Raw genomic sequence first — 16,395 nt, 5'->3', positions numbered from 1 at the left:
GCCTCACTTCTTCGTTTGGAGATCGGCGGGAAGCTGCGATTCGTCGACGATCTTCGACCAGTCGAACGCACCATCGGGAATCGCCTTGACAAGAATGAGACCCTTCAGCACCTCGTCCATGCTCTTGCGGTCGAAGCTGCCTTCGCTCCAGTATTTCGGGTCTGCATTGAGCACGTTATTGATCGACGATGACGCGACCGCCGGTTCCATCTTGTACTGCTTCGCCAGAATTTGTGCGGATTCCTCACGATGCGCGGCGATGTACTGAACAGCCTTGCGCCGCGCCGCGATAATGCCCTTGATGACTTCCGGATGCGACTTGAGGTAATCCGTGCGCACGATGCCGACCGTCTGCGTTTCGTTCGGCACGATATCCGACGAACGGAACGCAATGCGCAACTGATCCTTCTTTTCACTATACGAGGGCTCCGTCATATAGGCCACGTCCACCGCCTTCTGCTGAAGCGATGTCAGCATGCCGCTAGAGCTTCCCACCGGCTTGCGCTGCACCTGACCCGTCAGTCCCGCGCGATCGAGTGCGATGGTCACGACCGTGTCCGTGGTCGACTTCGGACTGCTATAGCCGATGGTCTTGCCTTTCATCTGCTGGATATTGGTGATCGTGCCGTCCTTGAGTTCGACCCATACGAGGTCGGCCAGACTCTGCACGCCGCCATGCACGATAGTCAGATCGACGCCCTGCTTCACCGCGGAAATGGCCGCAGGCAGCGCGACTTCGCCATAAGGTATTTCGGAGGCCATGGCATTTCGCACGGTCGTGCCACCGCCTTCCGATGTGATGAAGCCCGTCACATCCACGCCGGCTTCCTTGAAGAAGCCCTTCTCCATTGCGACGGCAAAGGGCACGCCGTACATGCCGTCACCCCAGTGGGTGACGGTGAGCGGCGCGGCATGCACGCTTGCATCGACAGCAAGCGCCGCACACGCGGCGATCAGAAATTTCGAAAACACGCTGCGAGTGAATCGTCGTACTTCAGGCATGTAGGCGTCTCCAACCTTTGTGTTTTAGTCTGACTTACTCTATGCCGCGCGGCTTTTCGCCTAAGCCGACGATTAACCGTGCAAGTTAATGTATGCATTAAATCGCGCGAAGTCCAGCCAAGTCGAGAGCGGATTTACCCGCGCTTTTCAGTTCTTAGGCTTGCTGAATGCCGTATTGCTGCAGTACGTTGGTCTGGTCGCGCCAGCCACGCTCGCGGTGCGCGCGATAGAGTTCATCTGCTTTTGCCGCATCGCCGCAACGCATGGCATCGATGATCGCGTAATGCTCCTGAATGGATTTGAGCGGCTGCGGATGCGGCTTGACCATCTGCGTGAAGCGCCGCACGCGATGCACCTGATCGCGGCAATTCATCACCACGCGCGCAAGCCGCGCATTGCCGCTCAAGGCAATCAATGTTTCGTGGAAGACCTCGTCAGCCGCTGCCCAGCTCAGCATGTCGCCCCGTTCGAGCGCGGCGCTCATCGTCTCGCAGGCTTCCACCAGTGGCGCGAGGTCGATATCCCTGCGCGCCGCGACAAGGCTCGCCGCCGTGGATTCGAGACTGATCAATACCTGATAGATGTTCTTGATGTCGGAAATCGAAGTCGGCACGATGCGGATGCCGTGACGCGGCACGATCTGCACAAGCCCCTCGCCTTGTAGACGAATGGCCGCTTCCCGAATGGGCGTGCGCGAAAAGCCTAGCAAGAGCACAAGTTCCTGTTCCAGGAGATTCGAGCCGGGCGTCAATTCACTTTCTATTATTCTGCGGCGCAATTCCCGGTAAGCGAGTTCCGTTGTATTGGCCTTGACCGGCTTTGAAATCGATTGCGTCTTGCGTGGCGTATTCATGACAAGATCCTCGAACTAATCAAACGCTGGCCAAGTGCGTGACGAGTTTCCTGCACGCTTCGGGCAAGGCATCGAGCGAACGCACACCGATGAGCAATTCGCGTTCGGCCCATGTGTCGGTCAAGGCAACGATGCCAAGCTCCGCATTGCGCGCATGCTGGCGAGCCACGGCAAGCGGCATCACACCCAAACCAAGATGCGCGGCGATCATCAGACATTGCGCGTCATAGCTCGTGACCTGAATGCGCACCCGCACGGCCCGTGCAATCTCATTGGCGACGCGCGTCAAACATTGGCTGATCGCGGTGTCGGATGGCAGCGCCACGAACTCATGATCGAGCGCATCGGCGAAAGAGATTGATTTCGCCTGCGCCAAAGGGTGATCGGATGGCGTCACGAGCACGAGATTGTCGCTGCGATAAGGGATAGTCTGGATCGCGTAGCCATGCGGGACCGAGGTGAACACGCCAATGTCCGCCGCGTTATCGGCCACCGCGCGCACCACTTGGGCACTGGGTTTCTCATCGAGTTGAATACGCACATTCGGATGCTGAGCCGCGAACGACTGAATATCGTGCGGCAAGAATTGCACGATGGAAGAAACATTCGCCGCCATGCGCACGATACCGCTCGTGCCGCTCGCGAAGTCGCGCATTTGCACGGCTATATCGTCGAATTGATGCAGCGCACGATGCGCCAGAGCCGCCAATCGCTCACCCGCCGCGGTTGGCGCGACACCCTTATTCGTGCGATGCAAAAGCGGCACGCCCACTGCATCTTCTATCTCGCTGATCCGCCGGCTGACGGCCGCCGCCGCGATATGTTCCCGCTCCGCCGCGGCGGCAATGGTGCCCGCCTCCGCAACGGCGATAAAGAGTCTGAGTGAAAGCGGATCGAGTGAATTCATGATTTTATTTCTCGCCATGCACGATCGCAGTGTACTGAAACTTTTCTCGTCATCGCCAAAGACGATGGCGGCATGACGAAGCATTGCTATGCGGGCACTCGGCTCGCCCGCACAATGCTTACATCGAGGAAAGGAGCAGACATGGACATTCAATCGCCGGAACGAGCAAGCGACACGGCCACGCGCATCCGCGTGTTCTGGCAGCCCGGATGTTCGTCCTGCCTGCGCACGAAAGAATTTCTCACGCGTCAAGGCATAGAATTCGAATCCATCGATGTCCATAACGATCCCGAAGGCCTTGCCGCCTTGACGGCACTCGGCGCGCGCAGCGTGCCGGTTGTCGCGTTAGGCCAGAAATATACCTTCTGTCAGTCGATCAACGATGTCATTCGCTTTCTGGACCTCAAGACTTCGGCAGCGCCGCCCTTGCCGCCCGAGCAACTGGTGAAGAAGCTCGCGCACGTACTCGAATCGAATGCGCGCTATGCACGGCAATTTAAGGGCGACTATTTTCGTCAGCCATTTCGCAACCGCAACCGCACGCCAGCGGGACTTTCCTTTCATGTTTTCCGCGTGGCCGAAATGGGCGTGCAGGCTGCCCATCAGATTGAATTACGCTTTGAAGGCTTTGACGATCAGCCGCCCGCCGATTGGTACGCGGAAGATATCGCGCGTTGGGGCGAAAGCGTGCGCGAAAAGCTACTCGAATGGTGGGACAAGGAAAGCGATCGCACGCTGTCATATGACGTGCCGACTTATTACGGTCGCCGCTCCATGCATGAAGTGCTTGAAAGAACGGCCTGGCACAGTGCGCAACATACGCGGCAAGTCATGCTGATGCTCGAAAGCGACGGCGTGGCGGTGGATCGTCCATTGACCGCTGACGACCTCGGAGGCTTGCCCTTGCCGGAAGAAGTCTGGGACAAGTGATCGCCCGGTACTGGTCCGAGCGCTCGCACGGCGCGAGCAAGCCTGCATTTCAGCCGCCCTTTCCTTGGGGCGGCTTTTTTTATTCTTAGCGCTTTTATCGAGCGCTAACGCGCGCTAACGTATACGTTGAGCGATACAGGCAATTTCTTCTCTTATAATGCTGGCATTCCACGCACGAAAGACATTCTCCCGGATTGCCCATCATGGCTCACGCCCGGACCGCCGAAGCAATCGACAAGCCGCGCGAAAAGTCGACCGATGCGGTCTACCAGAAAATTCGCGAGCAGATTCTAAGCAACGCGTTGCGACCCGGTACGCAGATGTTGGAACAAGAGCTGGTGCAGCTATTCGGCGTGAGCCGCACGCCGGTTCGCGAAGCGCTTATTCGTCTGCAGAACGAGCATCTCGTGCAAGTCATTCCGCGCCATGGAATGCGAGTGCGCAATATCTCGATGACAGACTTGCGCGAAGTCTTCGAAGTGCAAACCAGTCTTGAATGCACGGCAGCTTCAGTGATTGCATCAAGAAAGCCGGGCATGCGCGAACTCAAGCCGCTCGAAAAATCCTGCATTCAAATGGAACATGCGTTCGCAAACAATGATCGCGACGCGTGGTCGGCCGCTTGCGAAAGCTTTTACGCGCATATCGTCGCGTTGAGCAATAACCCCCGACTGATGCAACTCGTGAGCGACTGCAACGATCAAGTGCGGCGCGTGCGCGATCTCACGCTCAAACTCATTTCCTTTAACGATTCCCAAACGCGTGTCTTGCGCGCCATGATCGACGCCTTGCAGCAAGGCGAAGCGGCGCTTGCGTCGTCGCTTTGCCGTCAGCATCGTGCTCATAATCTCGACGTTCAAATCGATGCGTTACAGCGCTTCAGGATATTGGATGTCTGATCGGGATGGCAATGCAATGACTTCTGCCCTTTGCCGCACGCTTTCTTTGGCGACCAGCACTTCGCAAAAGGCACGGCGACACACGACATTGCGCACGCGTTGAATCCCAAGCGCGAGCAAACCGCGACGGCGCGCGCCAAGCACGATCAAATCCGCTTCGAGTTCGTTCGATACATCGGCGATCACGCGCGCCACGCTATTGCCATCGCATGGTGAAGAACGAAGCTGCCAATGCGCTTCGATGCCCGCCTCGCGCAGCATCTTCTCGCTATTTTTTCGGATGCTGAGCGCAAGCTGATTCATGAGCGCGGGCGTATCGCACAATGACTCCGCGAATGCCCCGGACCACCACGGCGTTTCGTCGATCACATGCAGCACGGTCAGACGCGCATTCGTTTCACGCGCCCGGGCAATAGCAACCGACAAAGCGGCCTCACTAAAGCTCGGCCCCACGGCAATGACGATGTTCTTGTACATGATGGACGCTCCCCGGTGTTCGTATGGAAGCATCATCGGCGATAAAAATTAGCGCTTAGTGAGGACATACGCGCGAGCGCGCCGATAAATTAAACTGATTCAATCTGCTTTCGCGCACAAGGTCATGGACGATCGAGAACTCTTGAACCTCGCCTATCTGCGCGCCTTTCGACTGGTTGCTCAGACCGGCAGCGCGACACGCGCGGCCGCCGCGCTATTTCGCGCCCAATCCGCTGTCACGCGTTCCTTGCAGGAACTCGAAGCCGCGGTCGGTGACACGCTGTTGGAGCGCCGCCCGTCCGGCATGCTGCCCACGCCTGCAGGCCGCGCGGTATTGCTCCGCTGCGAGCGCATCTTTTCGGAACTGGAAGAACTCGGGCAATGGTGCGCGGCGCGTCAATCGCGCCGGCGGGCGCAAGCGGGCACCACGCTACCCGCATTTCTGCTCAATACGCGCCGGCTGCAATTGTTCTCCGCGCTTGCGCGTCATCGACATATGCCAAGCGCCGCGCAGACCTTGGGGCTAAGTCAGCCCGCAGTCAGCAGCGCCATCAGGATCATCGAAACCGGTGCGGGCATGCAGTTGTTTCATCGCAGCCCGCGCGGGCTTTTATTGACGAGCGAAGGCGAGACCTTTCTCTTGCATGTGCGTCGCGCGCTCAACGAATTAAGGCATATCCCCGACGATCTCGCGGCCTTGCGAGGCACGATTCAAGGTTATGTCACGGTCGGCTCCTTACCGCTTGGTAGAACGCTGATACTGCCCGGCGCCATTGCCCGTGTGGCCGTGCAATATCCGGGCGTTCGCATCGTCACCGATGAAAGTGCCTATGAAACGCTTGTCGCCGGCTTGCGCGCGGGGGAAATAGACTTCGTGCTGGGCGCACTGCGCCACAACGATGCATCCAGCGGGCTGACCAATGAGCGTCTCATGTCGGAAGACATGGTTGTATTGGCGCGGGGCGATCATCCGCTTGCAGCTTTAAAAGGACTCACGCTCAAGGAATTGATCGCGGCGCAATGGGTTTTGCCGCGAAGTCATGCGCCTGCGCGGGGCATGTTCGAATCGCAATTCAAGAAGTGGAAACTCAAGCCGCCCATGCCGACAGTCGAGACGGCGGACCTCGCCGTGATTCGCGGACTGCTGACGCATACCGACATGCTTGCCGCCGTGTCCGCGCAGCAATTGCATTACGAATGCGCGTCAGGTCAGCTCGTGGTCCTCGATATCGCCATGCAGAACACGAGGCGCGATATCGGCCTCACGATGCGCGCGGGCAGCACGCCATCGCCTGCCGCGCGCGCGCTGATCGATGCAATTCGCCTGACAGTCGATGAACTCGGACACGCGTTGCGAAGGCAATTGAAAGAAGGCGGCGTTTTGTTGCAGCCTTGACGCATCGTTTAATCTTTAGTTCTACCGTGCCTCTTTAAGGACATTCAATGAACGAGCAGCAATGGAAAGCAATGGACGCTTATCTTTGCGACCGCACTCAATCAAACGATGACGCGCTCGAAGCCACGCTCGAAGCCAGCAATGCCGCCGGCCTGCCCGCTATCAATGTCGCACCCAATCAGGGCAAGCTCCTTTACCTTCTGGCGAGAATGCGCGGTGCCCGGCGTATCCTCGAACTCGGCACGCTCGGCGGATACAGCACCATCTGGCTCGCCCGCGCCTTGCCCGAGAACGGCGAATTGATATCGCTCGAAGCCAATCCGGATCACGCGGCGGTTGCGCGCGAGAATCTGGAGCGTGCCGGCGTATCGAAGGTCGCTTCGGTCGTCGTCGGGCCTGCTGCCGAAACGCTGGAGAGATTCGTGAAAGAAGGCGTGGAGCCCTTCGATTTCATTTTTCTAGATGCCGACAAGAAAAGCTATCCCGACTATCTGCGCCTGACGCTCGCTTTGAGCCGCCCCGGCACGGTGATCGTCGGAGACAACGTGATTCGTCGTGGCCATGTCGCTGAAACGAATAGCGACGATCCGGACGTGCGTGGCGTGCGCGCGTTCTTCGACCTGCTCGCCGCGAACGCGACTGTATCGTCGACAGCCATTCAAACGGTTGGCAGCAAGGGATGGGACGGTTTTTCCTTGTCTATCGTCGGAGATCAATGAGGCAAAGGATTGAATCGAGTCAATCCTCAGATTTTTTATCCTTTCATTAATGGAATAAAAGAGCCCGCAATTCTGTTAGCGCTTCGTGAGCCCTGAAACCTTCGATGCGCCAACATGAACCAGCCCCTCTCCGAGCGAAGCGGCGGTCTTCGCTATAAACCTTCCTCACGAGGTTGGCGCACGGTCAAGGCGAGCGCGCTGCTTGCCGCGCTCGCGTTCGCGGCGCTTGTAGCGTTGAGCGTCGATGAAGACGCGCTCGACGCCGCGGCGGTCGTGGCGCTGACCAGGGCATCGCATCCGCACTCGGTCGATGCAGCGCAGCGTCTCACGCTCGATCCGCATTTCATGGCATTGACGCCGCTCGGATACGAATTGATGGGCGCACGCACGCGGCGTGTAAGTGTCGTCTCCAGCCTCGACGAATTCGACTATCGCACAGCGGACGGCGACGCGATCGCGCTCGTGACCGCATTCGCACCGCTTGCCCCCGACGCGCCGCACTGGACCGCGCAACGCGTCGGCAACGTGCGTCTGCTTTGCTGGACGAAAGAAGGCAGGCGTTATGTGCTCGCGGGACACGCGGACACAAGCGGCCTCATACGCGCCGCCGATGCATTGACCCTGCCATGATGGACTTTCGCACTCGAATCATGGAGCACGTCCCGCGCTTGCGACGTTATGCACGCGCGTTACTCGACCATCGCGAACGCGCGGACGATCTCGTGCAGGATACGATCGAACGTGCCATGTCGAACGCAAAGGCATTCAAGGACGGCGTTGATTTGCGCGCATGGCTGTTCGCGATCATGCATGAAGTCTTCGTCGATCGGGTTCATCGGCCCATTGAAGGCGATACGATGAACGAGCGTCAAGCCCCGGTGAGCGAAGAAGACCTGCACGCCTACGTGGACGGCGCGCTTTCCGGCGAACAGCGTGCCCGAGTAGAGCGCGCCATTGAAATCGATCCTTCGCTGGCTGCCCGCGTGAGCGATTATTTCTTGCTCAACCATATGATTCACGAACGTTACGACCGGGTCATGAACGAGCCTGTTCCTGCGCGCCTGCTCTTTTCGCAAGAACGATGCAGACTCCTGCGCGCGCAATGGCCGCGATGGGCGGCGGCGCTTATGCTTGGCCTTTTAATTGGCGTCGCCGCGGGCATGCAGATAAGCCCATCGTCAGGTCGGTCCGGCATTGGACCGGAGGCGTTTGTGCATCAGGCTACTGTTGCGCATGTCGTCTACATGCCTTCTGTCGAACGGCCCGCTGATTTCGGAAGCGATCGCGAGCAAGACTTCGCGCAATACGTGTCCGACAAACTCGGCATTGGTTTGCATCCTCCACTGCTTGACACGAGTGGCTTTGAATTGACGGGCGGACGTCTTCTTCCGGGCAGCAACGGTCCGATCGCGCAATTCATGTATCGCGATGGCCGGGGCGAACGCATTACCTTGTGTATTTCGCGTCGCTTGCCCGGCACCGACATGACTACGTTCAAACTCAGCCAGGATGGACCCGTCAATGTGTTCTATTGGGTCGATGGCGGCTTTGACTACGCCATCTCAGGAGGCATCGACAGTCAGATCATGCTCGAACTCGCGCACCATGTTTATGCGCAATTGACCGCATCGACGCCTGGCTAAAGGACTATTCGGGTTTGAGTTGCGCCGGTGTAGTACGACCACTATCACGCAAGCGCCATCCGCTCATTTTCATGTGCGAACGTTCACGAGGCATTTGCCTGCATTCGACGTGCATTCCACGGGCGGGCGCGTCCTCCACAAATTTGTCGATGAGTTCACGAACGTCGGGATCGACATAGTCCACGCGCGACGCATCGAGAATCACCGTTGAACCGGACGGAATGCCGCGCAAATGATGCTTGAGCGCGACCTTGCTCAGAAACGATACGTCCTTGCGGAAAGAGAGCAAATAATGATCGTCGTGCTGCGCGATCGTGATCGGCCGCGTGAGATTGGCGCGCACGGCGAGCACGAGACTGCACGCGATACCCAGCACGATGCCCATCAGGAGGTCGGTCATCAATACGCCGGCAATGGTCACGATGAATGGCGCGAAGCGTCCGAAGCCTTGTTTCGCAATAGCGATGAAAAGCGAAGGCTTGGCAAGCTTGAGGCCCGTGAAGATCAGAATAGCAGCAAGACAGGCAAGCGGAATGAGATTGATGATGCTCGTCAGCGCGAACACGCTCAAAAGAAGCAACGCTCCATGAATGAAAGACGACCACCGGCTTTGCGCGCCTGCATGCACGTTGGCGGAACTACGCACGATCACCGACGTGATCGGCAATGCGCCGATTGCACCGGCAATCATGTTGCCGACTCCTTGCGCCTTGAGTTCGCGATCCGGATGCGCGGAGCGCTTTTTCGGATCGAGTTGTTCGACGGCTTCGAGGCTTAGCAATGTTTCCAGACTCGCCACGATGGCGAGCGTCACCGCGAGACGCCAGACATCGGGATTGATCAGTTGGGCGAAGTTTGGCAATTCGAATGCCTGGGTCAATGCAGAGAAAGATTCGAGCGACGGCAACGCCACGCGATGCTGCGCGGGCGGAGCCAGTCCCGGCGCGAACACATCGAGCAACAGCGTCACGCCGATACCGGCGGTCACGACAGCGAGCGGCGCCGGCACCAGACGCACGAGGGCGAAGCGTCGCATGGCGCGCGTCTCCCAGCTAGCGAGCATGACAAGCGAGATGATGGCGACGGCGCATGCCGCTATCGAAATCGCGCCGAAGGGCGTGTCGAGCACGCCTGCGCCGCTTGCCGCAGGCGCGCCTTCGTTGGCCAAGCCCGCTGCGAGCGGTATCTGCTTGATGACGAGCAAAAGGCCGATTGCAGCAAGCATGCCCTTGATGACCGCCGAAGGCACATAGGCGGCAAAACGGCCCGCCTTGAGCAAACCAAAGCCGAATTGAATGGCGCCGGAAAGCAGCACGGCAAGCAAGAAAGCGGAGAAACTGCCGCCGAGCCCCGCGATGCCATCCACCACGATCACGATGAGACCCGCCGCCGGACCGCTCACACTCAATTGCGAGCCGCTCAGGACCGCCACCACCAGTCCGCCGATGATGCCCGACAAAAGCCCCGCGAAAGGCTCCACGCCGGATGCATTCGCAATGCCGAGACATAGCGGCATGGCGACGAGAAAAACAACGGTCCCGGCGAACATGTCGCGCGGAAAATCACTAAGGAATTTGCTTGAATTCATGTTCGTTCTGGATGAAGTGGGGCCTGCGGCGTCACGTTTGGCGACGCTGCATGGGTGTTGCCCGGGTAGGCGCTTCTATGATCAGGCGGTCTGGAGCCGCTCTGTATCGAGCGCGACGGCTTCGTCCTCATATCCTGAGGACAGCACGTTCAGCAATCCATCGTGAAGGCCGAAGATCCAGCCATGCACCAACGGCGGCGTTGGCCGATCCCGAACGATCAGCGTCTCGCGCAACAACCGAACTTGTTCGAGCACGTTCAGTTCGGCCAGCCGGTTGGTGCGCGCATCCAGTTCGGACAACGATTCAAGTTCGGCGCGATGACGCTCGCCCAAGGCGCATAGCGGCGCGATACGCCGGTTGACATGCGGCAATTCACTGGAAAGCGGCAGGAGCGAAGCGCGCACGCCACCACATCCATAATGCCCGCATACGATGATGTGATCGACCTTCAGCACGCGTACGGCGTATTCCAGCACGCTCATTGTGTTGTCGTCCGCAGGACAGAAAAGATTGGCGATGTTTCGATGAACGAATAAATCGCCCGGGTTGGCATGGGTGACCGTCTCTGCCGGCACGCGGCTGTCCGCACATCCTATCCAAAGCACTTTCGGGCTTTGTCCTTGCGCCAGGCGCGGGAAGAATTGCGCATCGCCATGTGCGGTTTCACGCGCCCAGGCAATGTTTTCCACCAGCATGCGTTTAGGTCGATTCATGCATTGTTCTCCGGAAGCGATGTGGGGCCGCACGCATTAGTGCAGCGCAGCGGATACCTTACGAATTACTTTCGCAGAAAAAGTTCAGCATCGTCCAGAGAAAAAAATGGGAGATGGTGCGCCGGATTGGTGCGTGGCATGTGTCTGTTACGCTTGCGTCTTCTTAAATTCTTTGTTGCGCCATGAGCCAAAGCGATACGTTATTTGCCGAACTGGATTACGGCCCTTACCCTGTGCGTATCGAGTATCGGTGGATCGACGCATGGCGCGTGGATGCGCCCATTGCCGTATTCCTGCATGAGGGGCTTGGTTCGGTCGCGCTATGGAAGGATTGGCCGCAGGAATTGTGTCGACACCTGAAGTGCCGTGGAATGGTTTATTCACGGCCGGGGTATGGCCGCTCAACGGCGCGTGCCAAAGAAGAAAAGTGGCCCGTCGAGTTTTTGCAAAAACAGGCGTGCGAAGTATTGCCGGCCTTGCTCGATGCCCTGCATCTCAGCGATGCCGAACGTAAGCGCATGTGGCTCGTTGGACATAGCGACGGCGGCACCATTGCATTGCTTTATGCCAGCGCATTTCCCGATTCCCTGGCGGGCCTGGCAGTCATGGCACCCCACGTATTCGTGGAAGACATGACCACGCAGGCGATCGCCAAAGTCAGATCGGACTATGAAACCACCTTGCTGCGCGAAAAGCTCAAGGCCTATCACGACGACGTGGATTCGGCCTTCTATGGCTGGAACGATGTGTGGCTTTTGCCGGCCTTTCGCGATTGGGACATCACGGCCGAACTGAAAACGATAAGGCGTCCGCTGCTCGCCATTCAAGGCCATGACGACGAGTATGCTTCCATGTCGCAACTCGACAAGATCAAGTCATCCGTCGGGCATGCGCGCCTGCTCAAGCTCGAAAATTGCAGACACTCGCCGCATCGGGATGCGCCCGCGCTGGTTAATCTTGCTATTGAATCGCTCGTTGCATCCGGCTCTGTCCTTAGCGTTTAATGCTCAAATAAGCCTTGCTAAGAAATGGACGGCTGTGTACCCACAGACGCGAAGCAAGCCAGGATGCCGGCCGGTCGCGCACTTCGAGCCGGTTGATCGAACGCTCGCCGGTCATGTCGCGTGTTCCCGCATGGGAATTCGTGCCCGCATGGCATGTATAGAAATTCTCAAAGCCCGCGTCGCGCGCGATGCCGCGATAATCGTCGTCGTAGAAGCCCTGGGGCCAGCAAAGATGATTCGACACGCCGCCCAATCGCGACTTCAAGGTATCGCGCGCAGTGGCCAAATCTTCCTGCAAGCGTTCCCGCTTTTCATTGCGTGATTTCGCGACCTGATCCCAACGTATATGCGTATGCGTGTGGCTATGAAATTCGAACGTGCCTGCCTGGCGCATGGCTTCTATCTCGGACCAGCGGAGAATGGCGTCGTCCGCGCGGCCTGCATCGATCGCGCGTTCTCCTGAATGATGATCGAGCAACGGCGGCAAGGCTGCCGGTTTCGCATTCGACGCGTGGGTTCGCACGGAGCCCATGCCAGGCCAACTGCTGACGAGAAAACAAAGCGCGGTCAAGCCAAGTCGTTCCAATACGGGATGCGCATGAACCCAGTTGTCGAGATAGCCGTCATCGAAGGTAATGACGAGCGACTTTTCCGGCACGTCCTCACCGCGCAAAAATGCGGCCAAGGTCTGCGCACCGAGCGTGCGATAACCCGCGTTCGCGAGATACTCCATCTGCGCGGCGAAGTGTCTGGGCGACACGGTGATCATGCCAGGCGATGTACTGACGTGGTGATACATGAGCACGGGCACGGCACGCGCGCTCATCGGCGATGCCCCCGCTCATTGAGCGCCTGACGATAAAAATGCGCGGTTTCATGCGCCATGTCGCCGACCGTGAACCCGCGCTCCGTGATGCGCACGCTTTCGCGACGCAAACGCTGACGCAGTAATGGATCGTCGATCATCCGCCTGATGGCATTTCGCAGAGCCAAGGGATTATGCGGCGGCACGAGCAACCCGTTCACTTCGTTTTGAATGAGTTCGGGCACGCCATCCACATGCGTGCCGATCACGGGCAAGCCCGCTGCCATCGCCTCGATAAAGGCCTGACCGAGCGCTTCCTGATGTGTGGGCAAGACAAAGAGATCGCTGGCTCGCAGAATGTCGGGCACGTCGGTGCGAAAACCCAGCAAACGGATGCGCGATGCGAGCCCGTGGCTTCTGACGATGCCTCGTATGCGTTCGAACCACGGTCCATCGCCCGCCATCACGACATGGAGATTCGGATGCGTGCCGAGCAGCGGACGCACGGCGTCGATCAAGTCCTCGTGACCTTTGCCGTCACGCATGATGGCCACCATGCAGGCGATCATCGCGTCCGCCCCGAGACCGAGTTCGGCCCGCAGCGTGGATTCGCCCGAGGGCTCGTGCCTTGGAATACCGTCGTAGATCGTGTGGACTCGTTTTTCCGACACGCCCGCCGAGATCAGATACCGTCTCACGAAGTGACTGACGGCAATGACCCGATGCGGGATCCAGCTATAAGTTGCAAGCGAACTGATCGGCAATGCGAGGTGACGCGTGCGCACGACGAGTGGCGTGCCGGCAAGACGCGCCGCGGTGCCCGCGACCAGACTATCGTGGCCGCTGTGTGTGTTCAGTACGTCGAACTTGCGCTTGCGCAGAAGCGCCTTGACACGCAGCATCGACGACATATCGCCGCCGCCGCGCATCCGCGCCTGATGGACTGCAAAACCCAATTCCTTGCAGCGTATGCCGAGGCGCGCATCGCCGGGACAAACGAGTTCGACCGTATGCCCCGAATCTCGCAACGCCACCATTTCCTTCAATGTACGGATCTCTTGTCCGCCCCAGCCTTTCGACGACTCGCTATGCAAGATCTTCAAAACCTTCCCCGAAAACTCCGGCGCTGACAAGGCCGAATATTTGGTAATAATTTAATTGCCTTGCTGCCCATGCGTGAGTCGTAAGGGAAATTCAAGGGAGTCTTTAGGCCCGAACGGGTCTGGCGAACGAAATTCCCGGCCGCTTTAGCGCTTGGCGCGGGAGACGTCACGAATGAATGCGCAACTGCGCGCGATGGCCGCGCTGCGCGATCTTACGTGGATTGAAAGAAGATTCTTGAGATACCTGACTAAGTTTCAGGTGCTTACGCAAGGATGGTGAGAGCTTCGACGCCGCAAACGTTCAATGCTTGCACGCGATGGTCGATGTGTTTGAAAAAAGAAAGGCTAAAGAAAGCACTAAAGAATCTTTGTGAATCACGATGGAGCATCGCCCGCCTTCGCCGCCGCTTCTTGCGCGCGCCTCAGCCGTTCGCGGCTATTGGACAAATGCATGCGCATGGCAGCACGCGCGGCCTCGGGGTCGCGCCGCTCGATGGCGTCATAGATATCCTCGTGCTCGCGGTTCACGCGATCGAGATAGCCGGCGGGATCGTTATGCGCGAGCGCTGCGGAATTCACCCGTGTGCGCGGAATGATGGTGTTGCCGAGTTGACTCAGGATGCTGTGAAAGTACCGGTTGCCGGTGGCTTTGGCGAGTTCCAGATGGAACGCGACGTCCGCGGCCACGGCGTTTCCCGTGCCTTGCGCGATGTGCCGTTCGAATTCATCCAGCGCCCGTCGCATTTGCGTGAGGTTGTCGTCCGTGCGGCGCACGGCGGCAAGCCCCGCCGCTTCCGCTTCCAGGCTGATACGCAACTCGAGAATCGCCATGACGTCCCGCACGGTCAGGTCACCTTCCGCTTCAATCTGGAAGCGGTCGTGATCGCTGGCTTCGAGCACGAATGTGCCGATACCATGCCGAGTCTGCACGAGCCGGCCAGCCTGCAAGCGCGAGATGGACTCACGCACGACCGTTCGGCTAACGCCTAATTGCGCCATGATCTCGGATTCGGTCGGCAACTTGTCGCCCGGCTTGAGCGCGCCACTGCGAATTCTTTCCGAGAGTTCGGATACCACCTCCTCGGTGAGATTTTTGGAGCGGCGCAGCGTGCCATTGGTCAGGGACGAAGACATATCAGGGCGATGAGTGTATGCACGACGAATCATTATAGGGGTGCCGCGTTCACTTGTACGATGACGCATCTCTTGCATGTAAAACACAAAACGCAAAATGCACTTTTGAATGCACTTCGATCGACCGCGCCAATTGTCGAAAACCCTTGGCCGATCAGTGGCTTAGGGCCAAAACAACCCATTGAAAAACCGTTTCTTGCGGCGTAAAGTTCATGTACCGCATGAAGTGAAAAGCGCACGGCGGCCAACGCACATGGCCCGTTGCGCATTCCCTTTTGGAAGTCACTCGGAAATCAGGCTCGCGAATCCAGGTCCGCCTCCGTTGGATTCGCCATCTTCTCGCGCACTCGCGAGCTCTGTCGCGGTAAGCCGGTCGGTTCGTGGTTCGAAGCGTCGCGCGGCACGGCTGTTGGCCGCGGCGTTCAATGCGCGTCAGGCCGGCATCGAAAGCATTGGAGTCATGAGTCAGCAACGGGTCAACGATGGGGCAAGGAGAAGCAATGATGCGCGAGGTGTCAGGGGCAATTTTCGGTTCCCGCAAACTGGACGAAGCACTCGAAGACCTGAAAGCGGAAGGGATCGCGGGCGACCGGGTTCGTATCGCCGAAATGATCGGATTCGCGGATTTCCAGCCCTGCATGGAGCACATGGAACTCAGCACGAGTGCGCCAACGCAGTGGATCACCGCCGAATACGCTTATGACGATCTTCGCTTTCCAATCGTCGGCGCCTCTCATGACGATATCCTTCCCATACCGAATTACCATGACGACAGTGATGCTCACGCCCTCAAGCGAGTGATGGTGAGCATTCGCGACGACAGCGAGATGCGCATTGTCTGCGACATCTTCTCGCGGCTCGGCACGGATGACGTAGACGCCTGAGGTAAAGCGGCGCGCGTCCTGTGCGCGCCGCGTGAACCCGCCTTGACGTTACTGAGCCGTATCAGCCGGCTTGGCTTTCTTCTTGTGCTTGAAGTGGAAGCCCTTGCGCGTGCTGCCCGGCGTGGACGTATTGTCACCGCCCGCCGTCGGTGCGGCCGTCGCCGCGCCGTGCGCATTGCCGCCGCCCGAACCTCCGTTACCATTGCCGCCGGCCTGAGCCATCGCGCCCGTCGCGCTCAACGCCACGCCGGCCGACAACGCCAGTAAAGCCGTCAGTTTTCCGATCCTCATTGCTTTCCTCCCGTCAAGTTGATTGGCTTGATGCTGATTTCGCATG

The 16,395-nt window shown here is 58.6% G+C and carries 18 protein-coding genes and 1 pseudogene; 9 read left to right on the top strand and 10 right to left on the bottom strand.

Annotation, left to right across the window (positions count from 1 at the left end):
- Window positions 1–3: 3 nt before the first annotated feature.
- The 3 genes from ACZCWR_RS28790 to ACZCWR_RS28780 form a co-directional block, all read right to left on the bottom strand.
- Window positions 4–1,002, bottom strand: coding sequence for an ABC transporter substrate-binding protein (locus tag ACZCWR_RS28790; RefSeq protein ID WP_487305070.1), 999 nt, complete (start codon window positions 1,000–1,002; stop codon window positions 4–6).
- 154 nt (window positions 1,003–1,156) lie between these two features.
- Window positions 1,157–1,855 carry a GntR family transcriptional regulator gene (locus ACZCWR_RS28785; protein ID WP_487305069.1) on the bottom strand — a complete coding sequence of 233 codons (699 nt, stop codon included), beginning with the start codon at window positions 1,853–1,855 and terminating at the stop codon, window positions 1,157–1,159.
- 19 nt (window positions 1,856–1,874) lie between these two features.
- Entirely contained in the window at window positions 1,875–2,762 is an 888-nt protein-coding gene (locus tag ACZCWR_RS28780; protein ID WP_487305068.1) for a LysR substrate-binding domain-containing protein, read from the bottom strand.
- Window positions 2,763–2,903: 141 nt separating this feature from the next.
- Between ACZCWR_RS28780 and ACZCWR_RS28775 the strand changes: the two genes are divergently transcribed.
- Together ACZCWR_RS28775 and ACZCWR_RS28770 are read left to right on the top strand one after the other, a co-directional pair.
- Window positions 2,904–3,692 (top strand): glutaredoxin domain-containing protein, encoded by a 789-nt coding sequence (locus ACZCWR_RS28775; RefSeq protein ID WP_487305067.1) that lies wholly within the window; start codon window positions 2,904–2,906, stop codon window positions 3,690–3,692.
- Between the two features lie 203 nt (window positions 3,693–3,895).
- On the top strand, window positions 3,896–4,591 hold the full coding sequence (locus ACZCWR_RS28770; protein WP_487305066.1) for a GntR family transcriptional regulator: 696 nt from the start codon (window positions 3,896–3,898) through the stop codon (window positions 4,589–4,591).
- On the opposite strand, the gene ACZCWR_RS28765 is transcribed toward ACZCWR_RS28770, so the two are convergent.
- Window positions 4,562–5,068 (bottom strand): universal stress protein, encoded by a 507-nt coding sequence (locus ACZCWR_RS28765; RefSeq protein ID WP_487305065.1) that lies wholly within the window; start codon window positions 5,066–5,068, stop codon window positions 4,562–4,564. The two genes, ACZCWR_RS28770 and ACZCWR_RS28765, sit on opposite strands and share 30 nt — an antisense overlap.
- Before the next feature lie 124 nt (window positions 5,069–5,192).
- Here ACZCWR_RS28765 and ACZCWR_RS28760 point away from each other — a divergent pair, with 124 nt between their 5' ends.
- From ACZCWR_RS28760 to ACZCWR_RS28740, 5 genes and pseudogenes are all read left to right on the top strand, one after another.
- Window positions 5,193–6,464: a LysR family transcriptional regulator gene (locus ACZCWR_RS28760; RefSeq protein ID WP_487305064.1), complete on the top strand. Its 1,272-nt coding sequence runs from the start codon at window positions 5,193–5,195 to the stop codon at window positions 6,462–6,464.
- A gap of 47 nt (window positions 6,465–6,511) precedes the next feature.
- Complete coding sequence (locus ACZCWR_RS28755; RefSeq protein ID WP_487305063.1) at window positions 6,512–7,183, top strand: O-methyltransferase; 672 nt, start codon at window positions 6,512–6,514, stop codon at window positions 7,181–7,183.
- Between the two features lie 114 nt (window positions 7,184–7,297).
- Window positions 7,298–7,813 carry an anti-sigma factor gene (locus ACZCWR_RS28750; protein ID WP_487305062.1) on the top strand — a complete coding sequence of 172 codons (516 nt, stop codon included), beginning with the start codon at window positions 7,298–7,300 and terminating at the stop codon, window positions 7,811–7,813.
- Window positions 7,810–7,956: pseudogene (locus tag ACZCWR_RS28745) on the top strand (sigma factor); the annotation flags it as partial. The gene ACZCWR_RS28750 and the pseudogene ACZCWR_RS28745, both read left to right, overlap by 4 nt.
- Before the next feature lie 84 nt (window positions 7,957–8,040).
- Window positions 8,041–8,826, top strand: coding sequence for an anti-sigma factor family protein (locus ACZCWR_RS28740; protein ID WP_487306178.1), 786 nt, complete (start codon window positions 8,041–8,043; stop codon window positions 8,824–8,826).
- 4 nt (window positions 8,827–8,830) lie between these two features.
- Here ACZCWR_RS28740 and ACZCWR_RS28735 read toward each other — a convergent pair whose 3' ends face one another.
- Complete coding sequence (locus ACZCWR_RS28735; protein WP_487305061.1) at window positions 8,831–10,414, bottom strand: SulP family inorganic anion transporter; 1,584 nt, start codon at window positions 10,412–10,414, stop codon at window positions 8,831–8,833.
- Window positions 10,415–10,495: 81 nt separating this feature from the next.
- Complete coding sequence (locus ACZCWR_RS28730) at window positions 10,496–11,128, bottom strand: carbonic anhydrase (protein WP_487305060.1); 633 nt, start codon at window positions 11,126–11,128, stop codon at window positions 10,496–10,498.
- Between the two features lie 182 nt (window positions 11,129–11,310).
- Here ACZCWR_RS28730 and ACZCWR_RS28725 point away from each other — a divergent pair, with 182 nt between their 5' ends.
- Complete coding sequence (locus ACZCWR_RS28725; protein ID WP_487305059.1) at window positions 11,311–12,132, top strand: alpha/beta fold hydrolase; 822 nt, start codon at window positions 11,311–11,313, stop codon at window positions 12,130–12,132.
- Here the strand turns inward: ACZCWR_RS28725 and ACZCWR_RS28720 are convergent.
- The 3 genes from ACZCWR_RS28720 to ACZCWR_RS28710 form a co-directional block, all read right to left on the bottom strand.
- Window positions 12,122–12,958: a polysaccharide deacetylase family protein gene (locus tag ACZCWR_RS28720; RefSeq protein WP_487305058.1), complete on the bottom strand. Its 837-nt coding sequence runs from the start codon at window positions 12,956–12,958 to the stop codon at window positions 12,122–12,124. The genes ACZCWR_RS28725 and ACZCWR_RS28720 overlap by 11 nt on opposite strands.
- On the bottom strand, window positions 12,955–14,040 hold the full coding sequence (locus ACZCWR_RS28715; RefSeq protein WP_487305057.1) for a glycosyltransferase family 4 protein: 1,086 nt from the start codon (window positions 14,038–14,040) through the stop codon (window positions 12,955–12,957). The genes ACZCWR_RS28720 and ACZCWR_RS28715 overlap by 4 nt, the downstream gene beginning before the upstream one ends.
- A 375-nt stretch (window positions 14,041–14,415) precedes the next feature.
- Window positions 14,416–15,174 carry a FadR/GntR family transcriptional regulator gene (locus ACZCWR_RS28710; RefSeq protein ID WP_487305056.1) on the bottom strand — a complete coding sequence of 253 codons (759 nt, stop codon included), beginning with the start codon at window positions 15,172–15,174 and terminating at the stop codon, window positions 14,416–14,418.
- Between the two features lie 500 nt (window positions 15,175–15,674).
- Here ACZCWR_RS28710 and ACZCWR_RS28705 point away from each other — a divergent pair, with 500 nt between their 5' ends.
- Entirely contained in the window at window positions 15,675–16,058 is a 384-nt protein-coding gene (locus ACZCWR_RS28705) for a hypothetical protein (RefSeq protein ID WP_487305055.1), read from the top strand.
- Window positions 16,059–16,106: 48 nt separating this feature from the next.
- On the opposite strand, the gene ACZCWR_RS28700 is transcribed toward ACZCWR_RS28705, so the two are convergent.
- Entirely contained in the window at window positions 16,107–16,349 is a 243-nt protein-coding gene (locus ACZCWR_RS28700; protein ID WP_487305054.1) for a hypothetical protein, read from the bottom strand.
- Between the last annotated feature and the right edge of the window lie 46 nt (window positions 16,350–16,395).

This window comes from Caballeronia sp. A2-2 (assembly GCF_057612605.2).
The sequence above is the reverse complement of the archived record's forward strand: the minus strand, read 5'-3'. Positions and strand labels throughout refer to the sequence as shown.